Here is a 20675-nt window from a genome sequence, read left to right as displayed (position 1 = left end):
TTCTTTACCTGTGCTTATCGTTTAATCAAAGGCCAAACCCTACCAACTTGTGGGCTTTGATAAGCGCACCGGCTTCACAGCTTGCCTGAGCTGCACACATTGCTTGGTGGTTTTCTCACATCGCTTGGCGCATCCAAAAGGGGGCCAGGCCCCCTTTACAGGAACCCCAAAAAGGGGCCTGGCCCCCTTTTTAAGGCTGAGCTTGAATACGGCACCTAAGCAATGCACAATAATTACGCAGATTCATGAAGAAACTGCAAAAAAGGAATTAATAAATATTAACGGAACACTAAGGACTATCATGAAGATTTTACCTATATCCGCACTTTTGCTGGCTTGCACCGCGGTTACCGCAAACGCGCAAGAGCAAACTCCACTAACGTCAGAAACCCCAGCAGCCTCCACCAATGCAGCATCGGATGCTGGATTTTACGTTGGCGGTAGTTTTGGGTTTATTAAAAGCGAAATAACCAGCCTAGATGACTCCGATGCCGACGGTATCGAAGGAGGTAATTCGCTTAAACTGCTTGCTGGCTACAAGATTAACCGCATCGTGTCAGTGGAAGCCTCATACGTGAACTATGGTGAGCATAAGGTGCCAGGTGCAGGCGGGTACGCATGGAAACCCACGGCCATTAACGCTTCTGCCAACCTAGGCTACACCTTCGACAATGGTGTGCGTCCGTTTGCATACGCAGGCCTTGGCGTACTCGAGCTGAACGAAGAGCCAATATCTGTGTTTGACGACAGCAGTGCCGGTACCTTCCACTTCGGCCTCGGCGTAGAGTTTTTCCCAACACCGAGCAAGAATTTCGGTTTACGGTTAGCTTGGGAAGGCAATGCATTTAACATTGACCTTGGCACAGAAGACGAGACGCTTGAGGTGTCGAGCTTAAACCTTGGCGTTAGCTACCGCTTTTAAGCTTGATAGCTAACTTGCAAAAAAGGGGCCTTGCAAAAAAGGGGCCTGGCCCCTTTTTTAGCGACCGAGCTCGACCACCGGGTAATGATGGCTGCCAACAAAGCGGCTCGGGTTGTCCAGCATGATGTCGATAATCGCCGGCACCAAGGCTTGCAGCATGGCCGAGCAATCGCGAACCTGAGCTCGGTTGACCTGACTGTTCCAAGTAGCTCCGCCGTGAACCAGCTGATTTCGAAGCGTGTAAATTCTCGAAAACACCACGCTTAGCACTTCAGCCGTATCTTGTCGGCCCATCGCCCTATTCACAAAGTCCGATTCCGCCTTAAATCGACTCTTCCAGTCTTGGTCACCTTCAGGGTTGTTATGCGCGTCCCAAAACGGTTGATAAACAAACTGATTACCCAGAAGCAAGCGAATGGCGCTGCTAAACTGCTGCCAAACCACATTGCTTAGTAACCGTTTGCTATCCAGCTCATGGAGCAGCTTAAGAAACTGGCTAAACATGGCCGATTCTCGCTGCCGATATTGCGCATCCACGTCGTTAGCGTAGGCGGCGTTAAACGCAATCCAGAGAAAAATAACGCGACTGTCTTCGTCATTTTCACATTGCTCTGCACGATTTAGCCAGCTTAATGCTCTATGAACACGCATCCCCATATCGGTTGGAAACGCGTCACGCAAAGTTCGTTGTTTTTCCTTTAGCTCGCTATAGCTGCTCATAGCTTCTCCACTATCAAAAGATACTGGCTAACTGTAGCGAGATTGCTGCCTTTTAGCCAGCATTCGGCTCGAGCACAAAAAAAGGGGCCTGGCCCCTTTTTGGCTGGTTGCTAGAAAGCTCGATGTTTCGACAGCACCTTAGCCATAACCTTAAGATCATCTTCCGGATGCAGTCCTTTAGCTTGCGCTTTGCAATAGGCCTCAACCCGCACAGACAATACCGAATACAGCTTATTAAGCGAGAGTAACCACCAGCAAACTGCTGCATGCTCATCTTTCTCATCGGCGAGCGGTTGCAGGTTTCTGGCAACAAAGCTTTCAAAGCCGGCATCCGTAAGCGCAATTAAACTAAACGGTTTGGGTGTCTGATGACGGCGATCCAAACGGATATTGGCTTCTTCTAAAAGCGCTATAGCGATGTCATCAAAGCTTTGGGGCTCGCTTGGTATCCTTTTCTTAGGGGTAAACATGTCAACTTCATGCCTGTCTTCGAAGCTTTCCATAGCGTAATCAGCTTCGATAACTCGAGAAGTCAACTCCATAATTGGCGCCTCTTTGTAGCAAGCTTTTGCATTGATCATCATGCTAGCCTTAGGCTGCATTTGCGGCACATTCACCATGGTCGGTATACCGTCAGCGCCCTCTACACTGGCTTTATCCACAAACACAAAGGCGGTATGGCGGCTCATCAACTGGTGCATGAGCGCAAATTTTTCTGCTTGCCCTTCGTCGCTAAAACTCGCCAGCTGTTGCTGCGACACCAGCTGATTAAGCGCTTTTTGCCAAACGCCGCTAACCGGCTCAATAGCCAACTGCTGCGCCTCAACCAGCGAATCACCGCAGTTAAAGTCCAGCTTAACCGCTTCCGGAAGCGTCGGCGCGGCATAGTACATAGGCTGGCTTACGCCGCTAAATACCGCCTTAGGTTGCTGCAAATAGCCGCCTTCAAGGTTACTACTACAGGTAATTTTTGCGCTGTTAAGCTGCTCAATAAGCGTGCTGAGTTGCCGTGCCATGCTGTTATGCTGATCCAGCAGCAACATGTTGGCCTGAGTGCCTTTAGACAACAACTCCAGTATCTCGTTAGACACCGAGCTACCCACGCCTACCGTAAAGATGCGAATACCTTGCTGCTGTGCCTTACGTAGCAACTTATTCGAGTAATCCGAGCCCCACACTTGGCCATCGGTAAGCAGCAAAATATCGCCCGATTTTCCGCCAAAGCCTTCGATGGCGGTGTCTAACGCTTCCCACAAGTTGGTACCGCCAAGATCGGCATTAAGGGTTTCGATTTCAGCCAACAGCTGTTGCTTGTTGCGCCCAGAAAAGGGGCCTGGCCCCTTTAATGTGGTCACGTGATGACTGCCAAACCGGATTAAATTCACCAAATCGCTTTCACCAAACTGACTAAGTGCTTGCTGCAAGCCTTGACGCGCTTGTTGAATCGACAAACCGCTCATGGAGCCGGAGCAATCCACCACCAGCTGCACATTAGCTGATTGCTTAACGCTGCGCTCAAACCAGCGAGGCTGACGTGGCTTGGGCGGCTGAATCAGCCCAATCAAATTGCTGTTACCGTATTGATCGCGGGCTTGATACGCATAACTAGGAGTCAGTGATGAGCTCCAGCTTAAATGCAACTGCTCGTCCAGATAACCGCTAAAGCTCTGCTGCTTGCCGCCATAGCCCAAGCCAGATTTGTCACTTTGCAAGTTACTGCGGATCTCGCCCGTTAACTCTTGCTCAACCGTCACCTCAACCGCTAACGGATATTCTGCAAAAATGCTATTAAACGGCGTGTGCTCGGCTGATACTCGAGAATAACCGTAGCGCGGGCCGATAACAGTCGGCATAAAGTAGTGCCACTTACCATCGCCGTGGCTAATAAGGCTTGCTATGGTAATGGCAATTTCGACGGTATCGTTTTCAGCTAAATTACCAAGACTCAAGCCGTATAAGCCATCATCAAGCTGTTCTAACATCACTGAGCGTTTCGCCTCTGCGACACCGGTTTCATAAGCGCGCTGAGCTTGTTTACGCTGTTGAACTTCCCCTTGGAATACTTGGCCATTAATGGTTACTTTAAGGTCAAGCAAGGCCGCGTCGCTTGGCAGTGGGAACTGGTACAAACTTTCTATAACAGTGTCGCTGTCATTATGAAACGTTTGCCTTAAAGTACTGATGGCGAGGATCCCTTGCACTTCAACCGAAAGGCGTGCTTGTTTAAGTGGATTGTTTTGATGGCGAGCGCGCTGCTGTTCTTGAGAATATGACATCTTTATTATCCTTTAACTTGTTCTAAAAGGTCGGCAAGGCTTGATGACAGTTGTCGTAACTGCTGGCTGGTAAGTCCGCTTTGTTGCGGATCAACCACCAAGTCTATGCCTCTACACAGTGTTATATGACTAACCACCCTGACCTGCCCCGGCTCTGGCTCGGGATATTGTTGCTGTTGCGGTGATTCTTCATTTAATAAGCGGTGAATGGCTTCGAGCGACATGCCCGCCCCTTGCCATTTTCGAATAGTCAGTACTTGCTCGAGATGTTTTTCGCTGTAACGGGCGCTTTTGCGAGCCCCCAGCGGACGGTCAACCATGCCCTTTTGAATATAGAAACGTATGGTTCTAAGGGGCGTATCGGTGGCGATTGACAGTTGCTCTAACGTCAGCGACGACGAATCTTGCGACTGAACATTGGGATCAATTGACTTCATTTATCTAACACCATTAAGTAACACTGGTACTGTTATATTAATTATCAGCAGCAGTGTCAATTAAAACTGTCAAATAAATGATCGCGATCAAAAAAGGCGCCTTGAATGGGCGCCTTTGAAAAAACTGTTTATTTACTAACAGCTCATCCCTTACTCAACAATGTCCATCTCATCAATGAGATTGGTTGCGCCGTCCACGTTTTCCATGACCCAAAGCATGTACTTCACATCCACATGGATAGAGCGGTTGGTTTTCTCGTCATAATCCCAATCGCCAATAATGGACTCGTATACACCATCAAAAGCTAAGCCAACGAACTCGGCTTTATCGTTAAGCGTAGGCGAACCTGAGTTACCGCCGGTAATATCCAGCGTACCTAAGTAGTTGACCGGAACACTGTCCAGTTCTTTACTGTAATAGTCACCGTATTGCTTGGCTTTAATCAGATCCAACTGCTTTTGTGGTGAGTCAAACTCGCCTTCACCGGTGTACTTCTCAATGATGCCTTGCAAGGTGGTAAACGGCTTCATGTAGCTGCCGTCTTTAGGGCTGTAGCCCTTCACATTACCGTAAGTTACCCGCAGCGTAGAGTTAGCATCGGCGTACACAGGCATGTTGTTACCTTGGTAATAAGCAATCAGCGCTTCCATGTACTTAGGGCGGTAAGCTTGGATGTTGCCACTAAGCTCCTCGGCGGCATCTTCCATGGCTTTGCGATCTTTGTAGGTAGCAACCGCTAGCTGAATAAACGGGTCTTTGCTGCGCTCGAAATCCGCAGCGCTTTTGTCCATCCAAGTTTTGCGAGCTTCAAAGCTGCCCAGCTCGGTTTTGGCGTACATTTTGTCTAACAGCTTATCAAGCTTCGCTTGGTTAAGCCCTTTCTCAAGGCCAAAATACTTGCCCATTGAGGCTACACGCTGCTCTTTTGGAAGCTTGGCGTACTTGCCTAATAGATGCTTAAGGAAGGCTTTATCCACTGCGGCCACATAACGACGCTCAACCGTCTTCATGCTTTGCTCGAAACGCGCCATATCGCGCTCTTGGTAACCGCGTTTGCGATCGGCATCGGCTTTGGTTTTCTCGATGGACAAGCGGTACAGGCGCTCGGCAGCGCTTTTCAGCGAGCTGTAGCCCATGTAGCTTAGTAGCAGGTCACGCTCTTGGTGAGCGATGTTTTGCTTTATAAGCTTATCGAGGCCCGATAGTGCTTGGCCGTATTGCTGTTTGCGGCTGTTATCAGCTGCAATCCATTGGTTAAGCGCTTTTTCTAGCTCCACTTTCTTATCGTACAAATGACCTTTTTGGAAGCTTTCAATCATTGAGCCAAAGTTTTTGGCGTAGTTAGCAAGCCCGGCTCGAGTGCTGGCATAAGCAAGGGCCTCATCGGAACCTGGCTTGGTGGTGGAGTCAATAATATTAATGAGGTCTTCACGCAAAACCTTGGCGTTGGGGTAAGTCCAATTAAAGGTGTTGTCTACTTCAAGGGCGGTGCGGTAGCGGTTAGTGCGGCCTGGGTAACCCACCACCATCAAAAAGTCGCCATCTTTAACCGATGCTTTGCTCACTTTTAGGTGATGCTTTGGCTTGTAAGGCACGTTGTCTTTGGAGTAATCCGCAGGCTGGCCGTCTTTACCAACGTAGGCGCGATAGAAACCGTAGTCACCGGTATGACGAGGCCACATCCAGTTGTCGGTATCACCGCCAAACTTGCCAATGCTGGACGCTGGTGCATGCACTAAACGCACATCGCGAATGGTCAGCTGTTTGAAGAGGAAATATTGCAGACCACCGTGGAAATTAACCACGGAGCAACGGTAGCGGTCGTCGTTTTCACACTCCGCTACCAAGGCCTTGGAGTTTTTGTCGATGGTGTTGTAGCGATCCGCACCTTTCATGGTGGCGCTGATGCTCTGATTTACCTTATCAGTAACTTCGGTAATCTCTTCGGTGACATAAATTCTGGTGCCAGGTGCCGCCGGCAATTCGTCCTTAAACGACTTAGCTAAAAAGCCATTCTTCAAAAGGTTGTTGTCTTCGGTTGAATTGTACTGAACCGAGCCGTAGACACAGTGATGGTTACTGGCTACCAAGCCCTGATCCGACAAAAACGATGCGGTACATCCACCAAGCGACACAATAGCGCCCATTGGGAAGCCGGTTAAATCGGTAAGGTCATTGGGATTTAGTTTAAGACCAGCCGCTTTGAGCTCTTTAGCGATTCCAGGAAGCTGGTGTGGCTGCCACATACCCTCATCGGCACTGGCTTTCGAGGTAACGCCAAGCGTTGCGCACAAAGCCAATGATGTCACGAGTAATTTATTCATTAATTGGTTCCATCAAATCAAGTTATTAGTTATCCAAACCAGTATGCAATAACCAAAAATGACTGTAAAACCGCAAGTTGTTGCAAGGTGTGTAGCGATGAGTTATCCACAGGGGACGTACCCTTTTGCGCTTTTTTTGCGCTTGGGGTACGTCCCTTTGAGGTTTGGGGACGTACCCCCTACTTTGGGGACGTACCCCTGTGGACAAAATGTCTAACTGGGTTATTGAGCTTGTTGCTCGAGCTGTTTAGCGAGGTTGTTGCGGATATTTTCTAATTCCATGCGAGCATAGCGATACTCGACAAAATCTTGAACGTTAGTTGAGAGGGTTAATTTAAACAGGTTGACGGCATTTTTGTAATTACCTTTCGCTAACTCTACTTTCGCTAAGTAAAAGTAAGCTTCGCACATGCGCTCTGCGAACTGGTTAGGGTAGGTTAAGTCTTGCTTGGCTTTGCTAAAAAGCTCATCGGTGCTGATATTACCCAGCACTCTATCGACGATTGCGGCATCCCACTTGTCATGATCTAACGCGCTATTGTTAGTTGTTAGATTGATTTTGGCTTGTGTCGCATCTTGCTCCATTTGCACTATGTAAAGCCATAACGCGCGGTAGCCATCGTCCGGTTTAAAGTTTAAAAAGCTCACCATATCTTCGGCGGCGAGGTCATAGCGCTCTGCGTAATACAAGGCGATACCACGATTTAAATAGGCGTAATCATACTCAGGAGCCAATTCCAGTACTGCATCAAACGCTTCAAACGCTGAGGCAAACTCACGATCTTGGGTGTAATAAATTCCAATAAAATTATAAGCATCGGCGATGTCTGGTTGCATCTTCACCACTTGATGAAAATCCAATCGCGCCATGGTTCTTAGCCCCATTCGATCGTATATCACTCCGCGCTCATACATAAATCGAGCCCGTTGCATTGCGTCTAGCTCAGTGGAGCCTAAAATTTCGTTCAAGCGGGCTAACTGAAGCTCTGTTTTATAACTTAAAGCTGCCGGAACCACCAATGGCAACAAACGATCATCGCCATCAGAGGAGTTCGATGTTGCAGCACAACCGGATATTAAAACCGCTAGCATGGCGGCCGTTAAGCTCTTGCTTAAACTCATAGTCATTCTCTGTATTAACGGAAAGGGCTTTGATGTTGAGTTGATAGTAACAAAAAGGGAAGCACTCCGGCTTCCCTTTTTTATGACACTCATAATTAATATGAGTTCAGCGCTCGATTACTCAGCAGCTTTAGGCGCTACTTCTTTCATCGATAAACGGATACGACCTTGACGATCCACTTCCATCACTTTAACGCTCACTTCTTGACCAACTGATAGGTGATCAGTTACGGCAGAAACGCGTTCTTCAGCGATTTGAGAAATATGAACTAGGCCATCTTTACCAGGTAGGATGTTAACGAACGCACCAAAGTCAACGATACGAACCACTTTACCTTGGTAAATGGTACCTACTTCTACATCAGCGGTAATGGCTTCGATCTTAGAGATAGCTAAGCGTGCCGCATCACCATCGGTAGAGGCGATCTTAACCGTACCATCGTCTTCGATTTCGATGGTGGTACCGGTTTCTTCGGTTAGCGCGCGAATGTTGGCGCCACCTTTACCGATAACATCACGGATCTTATCAGGATTGATCTTGATAGTAGTGATTCGCGGAGCGTGGTCACTTAAGTCTTCACGGTGCGAACCAATCGCGCTGTCCATAACGTTTAGGATATGGATACGTGCGCCGTAGGCTTGGTTTAGCGCAACTTGCATGATCTCTTGGGTAATACCTTCGATCTTAATGTCCATTTGCAAAGCAGTGATACCGTCGCGAGTACCGGCTACTTTAAAGTCCATATCACCTAGGTGGTCTTCATCACCCAAGATGTCAGAAAGTACTACGTAGTCGTCGCCTTCTTTAACTAGACCCATGGCGATACCAGCAACAGAGGCTTTAATTGGAACACCTGCGTCCATTAACGCTAGTGATGAGCCACAAACCGATGCCATTGATGATGAGCCGTTAGATTCGGTAATTTCAGACACCAAACGAACCGTGTATGGGAATTCTTCCGCAGTTGGCATTACCGCTTGGATTCCGCGCTTGGCTAGCTTACCGTGACCAATTTCACGACGCTTAGGCGAGCCAATCATTCCGGTTTCACCCACACAGTATGGAGGGAAGTTGTAGTGCAGCATGAAGCGAGACGTGCTTTCGCCCGTGATGCTGTCAATGATTTGCGCATCACGCTCGGTACCTAGCGTTGCAGTAACCAAGGCTTGAGTTTCGCCGCGAGTAAACAAGGCAGAGCCATGAGTACGAGGCAATACGCCAGCAAGTACGCTTAGCGCGCGAACCATGTCAGGAGAGCGACCATCGATGCGCGGCTCACCTGCTACAACGCGAGAGCGCACTACTTGCTTCTCTAAAGAGCCGAGCAAGTTGCTAATTTCTTGAGCGTCTAGCTCTTCGTTTTGCTCTAGAAGCGCGGTTTTGGTGGCTTCTTTAACAGCGCCAACCGCTTCGTAGCGCTCAGTCTTAGTGGTAATGCGGTAAGCGTCTTTTAGACCTTGCTCTGCCAAGCCTTTGATTTGCTCTGCAAGCGCTTCGTTTTTAGCAGGTGCAGTCCAATCCCAAGTTGGCTTGCCGGCTTCAGCTTTGAAATCGTTAATAGCTGCGATAACCTTGCGGCCTTGTTCGTGACCATAAACAACAGCGCCTAACATAACGTCTTCAGGAAGACGCTCGGCTTCAGATTCAACCATAAGTACGGCTGAATCAGTTCCCGCAACCACGAGATCCAATGAAGACTCAGCGATTTCGTCACTCAATGGGTTTAGAACGTACTCGCCATTTAAGTAACCAACGCGCGCAGCGCCAATTGGGCCGTTAAATGGAATGCCTGAAATCGCTAGAGCAGCAGAGGTACCGATCATCGCAACGATGTCTGGTTGGATTTGCGGGTCTACCGATACAACGGTAATTACCACTTGCACTTCGTTCTTAAAGCCGTCAGGGAATAATGGACGGATAGGACGGTCAATCAAGCGAGCGATAAGAGTTTCGCCTTCGCCTGGACGGCCTTCACGCTTAAAGAAACCGCCTGGGATTTTACCGGCGGCGTATGTTTTTTCTTGATAGTTAACAGTTAGAGGGAAGAAATCACGACCCGGATCGGCTTCTTTTTTGCCTACAACGGTAACCAATACCGTGGTATCTCCCATGCTTGCTAGTACAGCAGCGTCTGCTTGGCGTGCCATCACGCCGGTTTCTAGTGTTACAGTGTGCTTACCGTACTCAAAACTTTTTACGATTGGATTCACTTTACCAATTCCTTCATTAATTTAATCTCTAAATAGCGTGGCATAGTATACGTTAAAAACCCTGAAAAGATAGAAAATTCTATGGGGACGTACCCCAAAAAGAGGCGTGTTTGCAAGCCTTGCGGGGCGCGGGATGCAGAAGGTGGGAAAAGAGGGGTACGTCCCCCTTGCGGGGAGAGGGTACAAAAAAAGCGCCTAACAAGGCGCTTTTTTCGCTAAAACCAGTATCGCTTAGCGACGTAGACCTAGCTTTTGGATAAGAGCAGTGTAACGCTCAACATCTTTACGCTTAAGGTAGTCAAGCAATTTACGACGGCTAGAAACCATGCGTAATAGACCACGACGGCTGTGGAAATCGTGGATGTGTTGCTTGAAGTGACCTTGAAGGTGGTTGATTTGCGCAGTTAGCAAAGCAACTTGAACTTCAGGTGAACCAGAATCGTTTTCGCCGCGGCCAAATTCAGCAAGAATTTGAGCTTTCGCTTCAGTACTTAGTGACATAACTTTCTCCAAAAATAAAATAATAATCTCTGGCCAATCACTAACTCAGCTCAGAGAGGGCGGTATTCTACCCAGTTACTACATAAGGTACAAGTGATAAACCGCCTTAATACCTGCGCAACTTGGCAAAAATACCCGTTAATCGTGCAAAACGATTAAACGCTTAGGTGCAACATTGCCATCGTCGTCAATTTCGCCAATGCCAACAAACTGGTGATCATCACCAATGGTAATCCGCACTTTTCCAGACAAAGGCGCCCCACTTACCTGCACCGGATTACCGTTCATGATGTAGCTACCCGATACGCTATCCACGTTCACCTCTTCCAAATCGGCAACGGCGGTATCCATGGGTAACAACAAATCGTCAAGCAACTCTTTAGGAGGCAGCTCTTCGTCCACGGCTTGTTGCAACAACTGCTCGAGCTGTTCTATGGTCACCATGCGCTCATAAGGATAACCGGACACTTGGGTGCGACGCAGCTTAATCACGTGCGCTCCGCAGCCCAAAGCTTCGCCAAGATCGTCAACTATGGTTCGAATGTAGGTGCCTTTTGAGCAATGCACTTCCATTTCCACTTCATCGCCATCAACTTTGTGAAGCAACAATTCAAACACGGTAATCGGACGCGCTGGTCGATCTATGGTAATGCCTTCTCGAGCGTACTTATACAAAGGTTGACCTTCGTGCTTCAGTGCCGAATACATACTCGGAACTTGCATAATATCGCCACGAAACGCCTCAAGCGCCTTTTCTATATCGGCTTGAGTTACATCAACCGGGCGCTCACTCACAACCTCACCATCAGAGTCGGAGGTTGTGGTGCGAACGCCGAGCTTAGCAGTAACCAAATAACGCTTATCTGAATCCAACAAATGCTGGCTGAACTTAGTCGCTTCCCCCAAACAAAGGGGCAGCATGCCCGTTGCCAACGGATCTAAGGCACCGGTATGGCCAGCCTTGTTGGCGTTATAAATCCGCTTAACGCGCTGCAGCGCATCATTGGAGCTGATGCCCAATGGCTTATCTAATAAGACAATGCCGTCGACAAGACGACCACGATTACGACGTCTGCCCATAATTACTCTTGATCCTTTAAGTCGCTTGATTCGGTGCTGTCGTCTTGATGCTTGGCTTCGTCTTCACGAACAATTTGAGTGACCAAGTTCGACATACGCATACCGTCGACTAAGGTTGAATCGTAAACAAAACGCAGCTCTGGCATTACCCGCATTTTAACGCGACTGGCCACCAGTGTGCGGATATAGCCAGACGCTTTTGCCAGCGCATCTACTTTTTGTTTAATAACGGCTTCATCTTCTTCAAAGAAGGTTACAAACACCTTGGCATAGCCCAGATCTTTAGAAACTTCTACGTCATTTACCGTAACCATTCCTATGCGTGGATCTTTGATTTCACGCTGTAACACAATGGCCAGCTCTTGCTGCAATTGCTGATTAACGCGCTTAGTACGGCTAAATTCTCTCATGTCATACCTCGTTCACGATAGCCGGTATCAAAACACAACCACCGTGGAAAATTAAAGGGCGGCTAACGCCACCCTATTATTATGTTGGCTACCCGCGAAGCGGGACTCGTTACTATAAGCTACGAGCCACTTCTACGGTTTCGAATACTTCGATTTGATCACCAACTTTAACGTCATTATAGTTCTTAACGCCAATACCACATTCCATGCCGTTACGAACTTCTTGAACGTCATCTTTAAAGCGACGTAGCGACTCAAGTTCACCTTCGTAAATCACAACGTTTTCACGTAGAACACGAATTGGCGCTGAACGCTTAACAATGCCTTCGGTAACCATACAACCAGCGATGGCGCCGATTTTAGGCGACTTAAAGACGTCACGAACTTCCGCAAGACCAATAATTTCTTGCTTAAATTCTGGCGCTAACATACCGCTCATGGCTTGCTTAACTTCGTCAATCAAGTCATAGATGACCGAGTAGTAGCGAAGGTCTAAGCTCTCTGCATCAATCACTTTACGCGCTTGCGCATCGGCACGAACGTTAAAGCCAAGTAAGATGGCGTTAGAAGCCGCGGCAAGAGTCGCGTCGGTTTCTGTTAAACCACCAACACCACGACCGATGATGTTCACTTTAACTTCTTCGGTCGATAGCTTAGATAAGCTATCGGCAATGGCTTCCAGTGAACCTTGTACGTCGGCTTTAAGAACCACATTAAGCTCAGAAATTTCACCCGCTTCCATGTTGGTAAACATGTTTTCAAGCTTAGCTTTCTGCTGACGAGCCAGCTTAACATCGCGGAATTTACCTTGACGATACAAAGCAACCTCACGAGCTTTACGCTCATCCTTAACAACCGTGGCTTCATCACCGGCGCTTGGAACACCCGATAGACCTAGAATTTCCACTGGAATCGATGGACCCGCTTCGGTAATTTGCTTGCCGTTTTCATCGCGCATGGCACGAACACGGCCATACTCAAGACCACACAATACAATGTCACCTTGCTTCAAGGTACCTTCTTGAACCAAAATCGAAGCAACTGGACCACGACCTTTATCTAGGCGAGATTCGATAACCACACCGGCAGCCATGCAATCGCGAGGCGCGGTTAATTCCAATACTTCGGATTGCAACAAGATGCCTTCTAGCAATTCGTCGATGCCCAAACCAGACTTAGCGGAAACATGAACAAACATGTGCTCGCCACCCCAGTCTTCTGGAATCACTTCGTGTTGTGACAGTTCGTTCTTAACACGATCCGGATCCGCTTCCTCTTTATCCATCTTGTTGACGGCAATAATCAATGGCACACCCGCTGCTTTGGAGTGCTGAATTGCCTCGATGGTTTGCGGCATTACGCCATCATCAGCGGCTACTACAAGTACTACGATGTCGGTCGCTTTGGCACCACGAGCACGCATAGCGGTAAACGCGGCGTGACCCGGAGTATCTAGGAAGGTGATCATGCCGTTGTCAGTTTCAACGTGATAAGCACCAATATGCTGGGTAATACCACCGGCTTCACCGGAGGCCACTTTAGCGGCACGAATGTAGTCAAGCAGCGAGGTTTTACCATGGTCAACGTGACCCATAATGGTAACCACTGGCGCGCGGCTCTCTTGAGCGCTTTCCGAGCCATGACCGCTACGCTCTTGTAGCACTTGCTCTTCTAGCTCGTTCTCGCGAGTCAATACAACCTTGTGACCCATTTCTTCTGCCACTAGCTGTGCAGTTTCTTGGTCAATCACTTGGTTAATGGTCACCATAGAGCCCATTTTCATCATCACTTTGATGACTTCGGTGGCTTTAACCGCCATTTTCTGAGCCAATTCTGCTACAGAGATGGTTTCACCAATGCGAACATCGCGCGTAACTGGCGCCGCTGGCTTGTTAAAGCCATGGGCGTTGTTGGCGTTGCTCTTTTGGTTACGGCGATTGCCACGTTGTGGGCGAGCTTGACCACCTTTCTTCTTACCGCGACCGCGGCGACGATTACCTTGCTCTTGCTCAGCATCGGCCTGATCTTCAGCAGCACGGGCGTAGGTAGAAGTGGTTAGATGCACGTCCGCTTTTTCAGCTTCCTTACGCTTCTTCTCTTCTTCTTCCCAACGTTTTGCATTTTCTTCGGCTAAGCGCTTAGCTTCTTCAGCTTTCGCTGCAGCTTCTTGCTCTGCTTTGCGCTTTAACTCGTCTTCTTGAGCTTTAAGAATGCGCGCTTCTTCTTCACGCTTAGCTTTCTCTTCGGCTTTTTCTTCAGGCGTCATAGCTTCTTCGGCAGCAGCTTTTGCTTTAGCGGCAGCTTCTGCTTCTGCTTTGGCCTTAGCGGCAGCTTCGGCTTTCGCTTTGGCTTCTGCTTCTGCCTTAGCTTTAGCAGCTGCTTCGGCTTTCGCTTTAGCTTCGGCTTCTGCTTTGGCGCGAGCCGCTTCTTCTTCCGCTAAGCGTTTCGCTTCTTCTTCCTTTTGCTGAGCTTCAACAGCTGAGGCCTTCACGTAGGTACGCTTTTTACGCACTTCTACTTGAACGCTCTTTTGCTTGCCACCCGAACCCGCTACCGACAAAGTGCTGCGAGTTTTGCGCTTCAGCGTCATTTTGCTCGGCGCGGCATCACCACCACCGTGCTGGCTGGTTAAGAAGTCTAAAAGCTGCTTTTTCTCGGTTTCAGAAACCTGATCCGTCGCTTTTTTCTTCATTCCCGCTTGGGCCATCTGTTCGATAAGACGTTCTACCGGCTTGCCAACTTCTTTGGCTAGCGTTTCTACAGTATTTACTGCCATCTGTTCTTTCTCCTCCCCGTCTTATCAGGCTTCGTCACTGAACCAGCAAATATTACGCGCAGCCATAATCAGCTCGCCTGCTTGTTCATCTGATAATTCATCAATATCAGCAAGGTCATCAATACCCTGCTCTGCTAGGTCTTCTAAGGTAATCACTTTGCGGCTAGCAAGCACATATGCTAGGTGCTGAGTCATACCATCTAAATCAAGTAGCTCTTGTGAAGGCTCTGCACCGTCAAGGGCCTCTTCACTCTTAAGCGCTTGTGTGGTCAACGCATCTTTAGCACGGGTGCGCAACTCTTCTACGATGTCTTCGTCAAGCTCTTCAATGTCAAGCAGCTCTTGTACCGGAACATAAGCAATTTCTTGCAAGCTGGTGAAGCCTTCATCAATAAGCAACTGTGCAAAATCTTCATCCACTTCTAAACCGTCGGTGAATACACCAATGAGCTTAGCGCTTTCTTCTTCGTTTTTAGCCGCCATTTCTTCGGTGGTCATTACGTTTAACTCCCAACCAGTTAGTTGTGAGGCTAAACGAATGTTTTGACCGTTACGGCCAATGGCTTGCGCTAGGTTATCGGCATCAACAGCGATGTCCATGGTGTGCTTGTCTTCATCAACAACAATAGACGCTACGTCAGCCGGCGCCATGGCGTTAATCACAAACTGGGCAACGTTATCATCCCAAAGAACGATATCGATACGCTCACCACCTAACTCGCCGCTTACCGCTTGTACGCGAGCTCCGCGCATACCAACACAGGCACCAACAGGGTCAATGCGACGGTCGTTACTCTTAACCGCGATTTTAGCGCGAGAGCCTGGGTCACGGGCCGCACCCATGATTTCGATCATCTCTTCGCCAATCTCTGGCACTTCAATGCGGAACAGCTCAATCAATACTTCTGGACGTGAGCGAGACAAGAACAACTGGGCGCCCCGAGCTTCTGGGCGTGCATCCCAAAGCAAGGCACGAACACGATCCCCTGGACGGAAGCTCTCGCGAGGCAGCAGCTCTTCGCGGAACAAGACCGCATCGGCGTTGTTGCCCAGGTCAATGATGACGTTTTCACGATTGGCCTTTTTAACCACACCGGTAATCAGCTCACCCACTTTGTCTTCAAACTGCTCAATCACTTGAGCGCGCTCAGCTTCACGAACTTTCTGAATGATGACTTGTTTCACGGTTTGAGCGGCAATGCGGTCAAACGGAATCGAATCGATTTGCTCTTCTACAAAAGCACCCAACTCAATTTCAGGCTCATCAAGTTGAGCAGCTTCTAGACCAATCTGGGCAGAAGGGTTTTCTAAAAGACCATCAACATACTCAACAACTTCCCAACGACGGTAAGTATCGAAGTCACCGGTCTTACGGTCGATATCAACGCGAACTTCGATTTCACTTTCGAACTTCTTTTTGGTCGCGGTTGCTAGGGCGATTTCGATTGCCTCGAAGATTTTCTCGCGCGGAACCGCTTTTTCGTTGGATACCGCCTCTGCGACTAACAGAATCTCTTTACTCATAGTCTTGCCTCATTCCACCCTGAATTAAATTTTACCAATGATGTTGGCCTTGCGAATGTTATCAAGCGCTACTGTTAGCTGCTTATCCGCAAGTTGAACTGTGATCATTTCCCCATCGACGGCCGCCAAGTCACCTTTTAGGTTGCGTTGACCATCCACAGGCATGTTTAACTGTACTTTGACTTCTTCACCGATTGCCGCTGCATACTGAGCAGCGTTAAATAGCGGTCTATCAACACCCGGTGAAGACACTTCTAACGTGTACTCGTTAGCAATCGGGTCTTCGACGTCCATTATTGCACTTACTTGACGACTCACATCGGCACAGTTTTCAACGGTAATGCCATCTTGGTGATCGATATAAATTCGCACCGTAGAGTGACGTCCTGCGCGAATGTACTCGATTCCCACAAGCTCGAAACCTTCGGCTTCAACCGCCGGTGTCAACAATGTTGTTAGCTTTTGCTCAACAGTAGCCAAAGTAACTCTCCAAAAACAAAAAATGGGCCGATGCCCATAGAAACGTCCAAAAACAAAAAACCCCGTGACCAAGTTACGGGGTTTGAGCAGTTAGACCCTGTATCGACTTGCTAAACGCTTCATTTAGCCTAGTCGAGAATCAACAAAAGTAGCTTTCGCTTGGTGCATTTGTTGATTCAAAGCTTCAAGGTTTGGTCGTTCGATTGCGCTTTGCAATGCCTTAAAACTTTCTTCTCACTTAGCGTGAGGAACGTTGGTTGCGGGAGCCGGATTTGAACCGACGACCTTCGGGTTATGAGCCCGACGAGCTACCAGGCTGCTCCATCCCGCGTCAACTGAGGGCAAGTATATTGATTTACACCTTGAGATGCAATAACCGTCTTCAATATTTGCCCCTATCGTCAAGAGAGCTAAGCGATTACCACCAGGTTGTATAGAGCACAACTAAAATAATAATCACTCCGAGGGTGGCGATATTAAAACCCGATGAGGTTTTAAAGCTCACTTCGCTTAAACTGACACTGGTATCGGTTGCTGACGGTTGCGTTTTTGAGGCCAAGGAAACCAACACACACAAGCCCAAGCACAGCAAAAACACCACCCCTACTCGATCCATAAAGGGTAATCCCGGAGCCCATACTTTAAGCACCACCGAGAATACTGCCGAACCAATCGCCGCCGCCAAAGCACCACCAGAGGTCGCTTTCTTCCAAAACATACCCATCACAAAAATCACCACAATGCCCGGAGTAAAGAATCCGGTGAACTCTTGGATATACTGGAATGCTTGGTCAAACTGGCCCAGTAGTGGCTGTGCAACGACTAACGCGATAATTAAGGCGGCGACTGCTGCCAAACGGCCAACGTATACATAATGACGCTCACTCTTGTCTGGATTCATGCGACTGTATAAATCCATGGTGAAAATGGTTGATATGCTGTTGGTCATGGACGCCAGTGACGATACGATGGCGGCCACTAATGCTGCAAACACCAGCCCTTTAATACCGACAGGCATCAGTTCCATCATTGACGGATACGCTTGGTCCGGTGCCGACAAATTGGGATACAAAACCACGGCGGCGATACCCGGCAAAACCACAATCAGCGGCATTAACAGTTTCAAGTAAGCAGCAAACGCAATGCCCTTTTGCGCTTCCTTAACGTCCTTAGCCGCCAACGCACGTTGAATAATGTATTGGTTAAAGCCCCAATAGCTGAAGTTCATTACCCACATACCGCCAATGAGCACCGAAATCCCCGGTAAGCTCATGTAATGCTCGCTGTCTGGGCTTAATATCATATCGAAATGGTCCGGCGCCGCTTGGGTCAATGCACTAAACCCTGCGATAACCCCTTCGCCACCGGATACCGCTTGCAGCGCTAAGTAGCTTAAGAACAAGCCACCAAACACCAGCAAAACCACTTGGAAAATATCGGTGTAAGCAACCGCTTTTAAACCGCCATAAAGAGAATAGGCTACTGAGAAAATGGCTAGGAATATCATCCCAGCTAACCAGTTCACTCCGGCCACGGTTTCAATGGCGAGGCCACCCAACCATAACACCGCGGTGAGGTTTACAAAGATATAAACCGCCAGCCAAAACAAAGCCATGATGGTCTTTACTTTGGTGTCAAAACGCTGCTCAAGATACTGCGGCATGGTGTAAATGCCGTTTTTTAGGAAAATGGGCAGCATGTATTTGCCCACTAAGATCAAAGTGATGGCCGCCATCCATTCGTAACTGGCAATGGCTAAACCGATGGCATAGCCGGAGCCGGACATGCCGATAATTTGTTCTGCTGAGATGTTCGACGCAATGAGTGATGCGCCAATGGCCCACCAAGGTAATGCCTTTGATGCCAAAAAGTAGTCTTGGGTGTTTTTGCCCTGTTTTTTCTCATCACGAGAAATCCACAAGGCGAGTATTAAAAGTCCTAGTACATACGCGATAAATACCGCGCTATCAAGCATTCCCAATTTCATGGGACCTCCATAAAGCTGATGACATATAGTGTACGACGGTACTAGGACAACAATTGACTAAAACTCAAGCACCTAACCCTAGAAGTTAACTGGCTCGCTTAAGTAAATCAACACTTTGGTTATTAGCATACTTCAATGCCGCGATGGCGAAGCGAGCGCTGTAATAAATACATAACGCCAAATAATAGGCCCCCAATGACCAATGCCACCCAACCCATGGAATAGAAGTAATCACCATAGGCGTGCATTGAGGCCACGGTATCTTCTCCGCCTTGAGGGATCGCAACCAATTTTCCCAATTGACCTGTGATCAAATTCGACATGGAGGAGGCTAAATACCAAGCGCCCATAGCGAAGGCGAGCATGCTTGAATGGCAATAGAGCCCTATCATTGATAGCCCTACTGCACTGACAAACAACTCAGCGATGGTCACAATAAAATACGACAGACCGACATAGTTGCCGCTGGTCATACCGTTGCTATCGGCACTTACCGCTCCTAACCATAGAGCTAACATCGACAAGCCAGCCAACATCACGCCAACCGCGAATTGATAAGGGATGGTAAAGCCAGAGAAGCGTTGATAAAACTTAGGCAACATGGAGCCAATCAACAGAATAATTAGCGGGTTAATCATTTGAAACTGTGCCGGAGCTAAGGTTAACCCAAGCAAGGTATTATCCGTGTTGTTTTTGGTAAACATCACCATGGTGGTGGCCATTTGGTTATAAAGCACGAAAAAGACGATGGCGACCAAAATCAAAAAGGTGGCGACCAATTGCTTCACTCGATCCGTTCCATCCAGCATCAATGTGCGAGCACAAAACGTTAGGATCCCCAACGAGCAACCTAAGCCAATAATGTAGGTACTAACGTGTGGATTAAGGTACGCCATGTAGGTGATGGCATAACCAATGCCGCAATAAGCTAATACCGGCAGCCAGCGTTTAAGAGTCATTGGCGCCTTATCAAGCTCATCCACTACGTTATCGTACAAACGACGTTTAACAATAAAGTTAAGTGCCGCCAGCGCTTTACCTATCATCACCACGGCGATCACCGACATCACACCTAAGGCACTGTCCATCAATAACGGCGCGATACCAATACCAATGAGGGAGCCCACATTAATGGCAATGTAGTAGTAGGTCATACCGGACTTACTGCCCACTTCATCGCCTTTGTAAATACGACTGACCAAGGCTGATGTTGGTGAGCTGGTCAAGGCATTGATGGTTGGGATCATGGCATAAGCGATAATAAAGCTATGGGTACCAAAAACATGCACATAGGAGCTGCCTAAATACACCAAACCATAGGCAACCGCCAGTAAGCTCACACCCCAAGTAATGCCACGGCGAATCCCCAAATAACGGTCAATAATAAAGCCACCAACAATGGGCATTAAGTAACCCATGGCTTGCGTTACCCCCATAAACTCATAGGCATCGCTTTCGGTCATTCCCAAGCCATCTTTCACAATGGGCAAGGTTAAGAACAAGATAAAGATCGATGCAATGGAGTAGGACGCAAACTGTCCTAAAAACGTAATCGTGGTGACGTTAAACACCTGGCTGCGAATCAGTTTTTGCGGGTTTTCTTGGGTGGCGGATTGTGAAGGCTGCAAACGAATGACCTCTGTGGTAATGAGAAAAACTGCCCGCTTGGGGTCGTGTATTTTCCGATTAAACCAAAGACTGGTGCTGCTTTCTGTGTGATCCCGTGGGATTATGGGGTGAAAAAGGGGAACCTATACCAGGACAGGGCGGTGCTTATTGGAGGACTTGAATGAAGGGGGGGGGGGTATGCTAGCTTAGCTAGGTTAGTACGTTTTTTAACCAACACAAAGAGGGAACACAAAGAGGGAACACAAAGATATGATAAATGGAAAAAACTGTTGCTC

At 48.3% G+C, this 20675-nt stretch carries 15 protein-coding genes and 1 tRNA gene; 1 reads left to right on the top strand and 15 read right to left on the bottom strand.

All coding sequences use genetic code 11. The annotated features are described in order from the left end of the window. The first annotated feature begins 301 nt into the window (after positions 1-301). Entirely contained in the window at positions 302-922 is a 621-nt protein-coding gene (locus CLC91_RS12685; protein WP_095498722.1) for a porin family protein, read from the top strand. A gap of 57 nt (positions 923-979) precedes the next feature. On the opposite strand, the gene CLC91_RS12680 is transcribed toward CLC91_RS12685, so the two are convergent. The 15 genes from CLC91_RS12680 to CLC91_RS12610 all read right to left on the bottom strand — a co-directional run bounded on the left by CLC91_RS12680 (position 980) and on the right by CLC91_RS12610 (position 20399). After that, positions 980-1642: a HEPN domain-containing protein gene (locus CLC91_RS12680; RefSeq protein WP_158220744.1), complete on the bottom strand. Its 663-nt coding sequence runs from the start codon at positions 1640-1642 to the stop codon at positions 980-982. A gap of 110 nt (positions 1643-1752) precedes the next feature. Beyond that, a complete protein-coding gene (locus CLC91_RS12675; protein WP_095500498.1) occupies positions 1753-3918 on the bottom strand; it encodes a VIT and vWA domain-containing protein in 2166 nt (721 codons plus the stop codon). A gap of 5 nt (positions 3919-3923) precedes the next feature. Beyond that, positions 3924-4355: a helix-turn-helix domain-containing protein gene (locus CLC91_RS12670; RefSeq protein WP_095500497.1), complete on the bottom strand. Its 432-nt coding sequence runs from the start codon at positions 4353-4355 to the stop codon at positions 3924-3926. A gap of 150 nt (positions 4356-4505) precedes the next feature. After that, positions 4506-6680, bottom strand: a complete 2175-nt coding sequence (locus CLC91_RS12665; RefSeq protein ID WP_095500496.1) for a S46 family peptidase — start codon at positions 6678-6680, stop codon at positions 4506-4508. Between the two features lie 222 nt (positions 6681-6902). Beyond that, positions 6903-7808: a lipoprotein NlpI gene (nlpI, locus tag CLC91_RS12660; protein ID WP_095498718.1), complete on the bottom strand. Its 906-nt coding sequence runs from the start codon at positions 7806-7808 to the stop codon at positions 6903-6905. Between the two features lie 111 nt (positions 7809-7919). After that, entirely contained in the window at positions 7920-10013 is a 2094-nt protein-coding gene (pnp, locus tag CLC91_RS12655) for a polyribonucleotide nucleotidyltransferase (RefSeq protein ID WP_095498717.1), read from the bottom strand. Between the two features lie 231 nt (positions 10014-10244). Beyond that, positions 10245-10514 (bottom strand): 30S ribosomal protein S15, encoded by a 270-nt coding sequence (rpsO, locus tag CLC91_RS12650; RefSeq protein WP_095498716.1) that lies wholly within the window; start codon positions 10512-10514, stop codon positions 10245-10247. Positions 10515-10652: 138 nt separating this feature from the next. After that, on the bottom strand, positions 10653-11594 hold the full coding sequence (gene truB, locus CLC91_RS12645; protein ID WP_095500495.1) for a tRNA pseudouridine(55) synthase TruB: 942 nt from the start codon (positions 11592-11594) through the stop codon (positions 10653-10655). Positions 11595-11596: 2 nt separating this feature from the next. Then, entirely contained in the window at positions 11597-12004 is a 408-nt protein-coding gene (gene rbfA, locus CLC91_RS12640; RefSeq protein WP_095500494.1) for a 30S ribosome-binding factor RbfA, read from the bottom strand. 112 nt (positions 12005-12116) lie between these two features. Next, positions 12117-14780, bottom strand: a complete 2664-nt coding sequence (gene infB / locus CLC91_RS12635; RefSeq protein WP_095500493.1) for a translation initiation factor IF-2 — start codon at positions 14778-14780, stop codon at positions 12117-12119. Positions 14781-14804: 24 nt separating this feature from the next. Continuing rightward, the gene (gene nusA / locus CLC91_RS12630) at positions 14805-16304 is read right to left on the bottom strand and encodes a transcription termination factor NusA (RefSeq protein ID WP_095500492.1); all 1500 of its coding nucleotides are present in this window, start codon (positions 16302-16304) and stop codon (positions 14805-14807) included. A gap of 24 nt (positions 16305-16328) precedes the next feature. Next, positions 16329-16784 (bottom strand): ribosome maturation factor RimP, encoded by a 456-nt coding sequence (rimP, locus tag CLC91_RS12625; protein WP_095498711.1) that lies wholly within the window; start codon positions 16782-16784, stop codon positions 16329-16331. Between the two features lie 254 nt (positions 16785-17038). Continuing rightward, positions 17039-17115 (bottom strand) — tRNA-Met (locus tag CLC91_RS12620). Between the two features lie 87 nt (positions 17116-17202). Next, positions 17203-18771, bottom strand: coding sequence for a sodium/sugar symporter (locus CLC91_RS12615; protein WP_095498710.1), 1569 nt, complete (start codon positions 18769-18771; stop codon positions 17203-17205). A gap of 122 nt (positions 18772-18893) precedes the next feature. Further along, positions 18894-20399, bottom strand: a complete 1506-nt coding sequence (locus CLC91_RS12610; RefSeq protein ID WP_158220743.1) for a peptide MFS transporter — start codon at positions 20397-20399, stop codon at positions 18894-18896. Positions 20400-20675 lie beyond the last annotated feature (276 nt).

This window comes from Paraferrimonas haliotis (genome assembly GCF_002282895.1).
GTDB classification, from domain to species: domain Bacteria; phylum Pseudomonadota; class Gammaproteobacteria; order Enterobacterales; family Shewanellaceae; genus Paraferrimonas; species Paraferrimonas haliotis.
Note: the sequence above shows the minus strand (reverse complement) of the source record. Positions and strands in the feature narration are given on the sequence as shown.